6 protein-coding genes are annotated in these 3,504 nt (G+C 39.5%); all 6 read left to right on the top strand.

Translation table 11 applies throughout. The features are described 5' to 3' along the window. Positions 1-428: Tox-REase-5 domain-containing protein (locus EAE89_RS22505; protein WP_244866715.1), on the top strand; the 428-nt coding region annotated here is incomplete at its 5' end. Positions 429-440: 12 nt separating this feature from the next. Further along, complete coding sequence (locus EAE89_RS22500) at positions 441-1,163, top strand: Imm52 family immunity protein (protein ID WP_214086621.1); 723 nt, start codon at positions 441-443, stop codon at positions 1,161-1,163. A gap of 45 nt (positions 1,164-1,208) precedes the next feature. After that, entirely contained in the window at positions 1,209-1,475 is a 267-nt protein-coding gene (locus EAE89_RS22495) for a PAAR domain-containing protein (protein ID WP_065823870.1), read from the top strand. A gap of 104 nt (positions 1,476-1,579) precedes the next feature. Continuing rightward, positions 1,580-2,344 carry a Tox-REase-5 domain-containing protein gene (locus tag EAE89_RS22490; protein WP_214086620.1) on the top strand — a complete coding sequence of 255 codons (765 nt, stop codon included), beginning with the start codon at positions 1,580-1,582 and terminating at the stop codon, positions 2,342-2,344. 13 nt (positions 2,345-2,357) lie between these two features. Then, positions 2,358-3,080, top strand: coding sequence for an Imm52 family immunity protein (locus tag EAE89_RS22485; protein ID WP_054481049.1), 723 nt, complete (start codon positions 2,358-2,360; stop codon positions 3,078-3,080). A gap of 45 nt (positions 3,081-3,125) precedes the next feature. Then, positions 3,126-3,392, top strand: coding sequence for a PAAR domain-containing protein (locus tag EAE89_RS22480; RefSeq protein ID WP_214086619.1), 267 nt, complete (start codon positions 3,126-3,128; stop codon positions 3,390-3,392). Positions 3,393-3,504: the final 112 nt, after the last annotated feature.

Raw genomic sequence — 3,504 nt, 5'->3', positions numbered from 1 at the left:
AGGCTTGCCTGGCTATTCCGGTGACGAGTGAAAAATATCGCAAGGTGAGCCGCTGGAGCGCCATCACAATTAACTATCAGCGATTTATTGCCCAAACGAAATATGATCCGACTATACAGATGATCCAAGAATTTCAGTGCCTGAAAGTAACCTTTGATGGCTGGCGACCCGCGTATTGCTTATTTCTGGAGGCTAAGGCGCGGTATGACCAGTTTTTTAAGGATAATAAACCTAAAAGATGGTGGGCAGGCCGTTATTCAGCTAGAAATCAAGCAGAAAGGCACCAAACGGTTTGTGATGTACTGGAGGAGACTCCTCATGTGGAATGGCACTTTTTACAGCCGATCAGTTGTGGATATTTTAAGGTATTGTTTAGTAAATATAAAAATATCAGTGTTCACTATACCCCCTGCGACAATTTAGTTTAATCCGAGGTCAATATGGCGATAATCCGTTTAGAAATCAATGTATATTATCAACAGCAAGAAACCATTACTGCTAATACGGCATTAATGGACTTGTTTAATATCACACGGCAAATTGATGTATTTTTTGACCGGAAAAAAACTTGGTACTTAACAGGTTATTCCCGGAAGGAAGCCTTAAAACATATTGTGTTTGATGAACAGGGGCCAACTGAGGTTGCTATAAAAGACTTTGAAAAGGATTATAAGAAAGATTTTCCAGCGTTTATTACTGGGATATGGGATGGTGAAAATGATGAATTATCTAGTGGTATAGATTATAGCAAAATGCCAAGTGTCCGCCCTAACTGGGTTTGGCTGCAATTGAATTTAAATATTGATAGTCATCAGCTTGATGTATTGCGGTTAATTAATCTAGTTAGCTATTTAGCCTTGAGCCGTAATTTACCCAATATTCAGGTAGAGTCGAATGAATATACCTTAAAAGGCAAACAAGTTTTCCCAGACCGTCTCAGTGTTGGCTGGATGCTTTACCAGCCTTGCATTATTGATAAATCCTATCTGCCTATGGCGGAAGATGTGCTTCCCGTGCAGCAGAATAATGAACAGATAGGTACTCTGATTGTCACCAAAAAAGGCATTTTTGATGGAAGAAATCAGGACGATATTGATAAATCCAATGATGTTGAAATTCAGTTGGTGAACCTGGGATTATTACCATTAATTACTGAAGTGTGATGGAGGTGATGTTATTTACCAATTGAAAAACGGTGGAGAACGTTAATGTCAAAAGCAGTTATTCTGCTGGGTGATACGACAGATCATGGCGGTAAGGTGATTACCGCTATTGATGACTATACTCACAAGGGTATTCCTATCGCGGGTAAAGGTGATTTGGTGGAGTGCCCTCAATGCAAAGGTGTATTTCCTATTATTCAGGGGGCTGACTCTTTAAAATATAAAGGAAAATCGATTGCGCTTGAAGGAATGCAAACCGCTTGTGGGGCAAAATTAATTGCCAGTCAGCATAAGTTCACTCTTGCCAGTTAATGTGAATTTAATTCGGAGCATTTGAATTCCCGGTCAGGAGCTGAAACAGCAGTTTAAAGATATTCTTTGTATTGCAAAAAATAAGATAAACAGGAGACGTTAATATGCCAATACCGTTACTGGCCCCTGTCGCAGTAGGTGCGGCTGAATATGTTGCCAGCGCCTGTGCTGGAGTACTAATTGCTGTCGGCATCATGGAAGCAAGTAAAGAAAAACCGGTTGAAGACGATGAACATATTCACCGTAAGAAAATGGATTTTGTGATAAGTCCTGAAATCACGGATGAAGACAGAAATATTGTCTGGAGTGCCGAAGCGCATGCGGATTTTTGGGAGGATGATGATTTAGGGGATGAATCCGTTGATACCAGTGCGGTTCAGGCGAAGGCCCAGTCTAAGGCGGAAGAGTGTGAAAAAACGGAGAGTACAAAAGAGTGCAAGGCTTGCCTGGCTATTCCGGTGACGAGTGAAAAATATCGCAAGGTGAGCCGCTGGAGCGCCATCACGATTAACTATCAGCGATTTATTGCCCAAACGAAATATGATCCGACTATACAGATGATCCAGGAATTTCAGTGCCTGAAAGTGACCTTTGATGGCTGGCGACCCGCGTATTGCTTATTTCTGGAGGCCAAAGCGCGGTATGACCAGTTTTTTGATAGTGAGGGGAAACCGAAAAGTTGGTGGAGAGGTCGTATATCAGGGAAAAACCAAGCAGATAGGCAACAAGCTGTATGTGATGTATTAGATAAAACGCCTCATGTGGAATGGCATTTTTTACAGCCTGTCAGTTATGGATATTTTAAAATGTTATTTATTGAACATAAAAATATCAGTGTTTATTATACTCCTTGCAAAGGTTTAACTTAATTCGAGGTCAACGATGGCAATAATTAATTTGGAAATCAATGCGCGTTATGAACAACAGGAAACTATTACCTTAAATACGATGTTAATGGATTTATTCCACATTACACGGCAGATTGATATTTTTCTCGGGCAGAAAAAGACGTGGTACTTAACTGGTTACTCTAGAAAACAGGCTCTACAGCATATTGTGTTTGATGAACAGGGACCAACTGAAGTTGCTATCAAAGACTTTGAAAAAGAATATAAGAAAAGCTTTCCTTTTTTTAATAATGCCATATGGGATGGTGAAAAGGATGAGTTATCCAGTAGCATTGATTATTATAAATCGAAGCCAAATCATCCTAACAAGGTTTGGTTAATATTAAACTTAAGAATTGACAGTACCAAATTTTATACTTCCCAATTAATTGATTTAGTTAAATATTTAGCGACCAGCCGTGATTTTCCTTATATTCAAGTAGAAACCAACGGCTATACCTTAAAAGGCAAACAAGTTTTCCCAGACCGTCTCAGTGTTGGCTGGATGCTTTACCAGCCTTGCATTATTGATAAATCCTATCTGCCTATGGCGGAAGATGTGCTTCCCGTGCAGCAGAATAATGAACAGGTAGGTACTCTGATTGTCACCAAAAAAGGTATTTTTGATGGAAGAGATCAGGACGATATTGATAAATCCAATGATGTTGAAATTCAATTAGTGAACCTGGGATTATTACCATTAATTACCGAAGTGTGATGGAGGTGATGTTATTTACCAATTGAAAAACGGTGGAGAACGTTAATGGCAAAAGCGGTTATTCTATTAGGAGATATGACAGATCATGGCGGTAAAGTGATTACCGCTATTGATGACTATACTCACAAGGGTATTCCTGTAGCAGGTAAAGAAGATTTGGTGGAGTGCCCTCAATGCAAAGGGGTATTTCCTATTGTTCAGGGTGCTGACTCTTTAAAATATAAAGGAAAATTGATTGCGCTTGAAGGAATGCAAACAGCCTGTGGGGCAAAATTAATTGCCAGTCAGCATAAGTTTACTCTTGCCAGTTAATGTGAATTTAATTCGGAGCATTTGAATTCCCGGTCAGGAGCTGAAATAGCAGTTTAAAGATATTCTTTGTATTGCAAAAAATAAGATAAACAGGAGACGTTAATATGCCAAT

The sequence above is a fragment of the Photorhabdus heterorhabditis genome (genome assembly GCF_018448905.1).
Taxonomy (GTDB): domain Bacteria; phylum Pseudomonadota; class Gammaproteobacteria; order Enterobacterales; family Enterobacteriaceae; genus Photorhabdus; species Photorhabdus heterorhabditis.
Note: the sequence above shows the minus strand (reverse complement) of the source record. Positions and strands in the feature narration are given on the sequence as shown.

Coding starts and splice junctions, on each gene's coding strand:
- EAE89_RS22500 (WP_214086621.1), top strand. CDS start 441: ATGGCGATAATCCGTTTAGAAATCAATGTATATTATCAACAGCAAGAA.
- EAE89_RS22495 (WP_065823870.1), top strand. CDS start 1,209: ATGTCAAAAGCAGTTATTCTGCTGGGTGATACGACAGATCATGGCGGT.
- EAE89_RS22490 (WP_214086620.1), top strand. CDS start 1,580: ATGCCAATACCGTTACTGGCCCCTGTCGCAGTAGGTGCGGCTGAATAT.
- EAE89_RS22485 (WP_054481049.1), top strand. CDS start 2,358: ATGGCAATAATTAATTTGGAAATCAATGCGCGTTATGAACAACAGGAA.
- EAE89_RS22480 (WP_214086619.1), top strand. CDS start 3,126: ATGGCAAAAGCGGTTATTCTATTAGGAGATATGACAGATCATGGCGGT.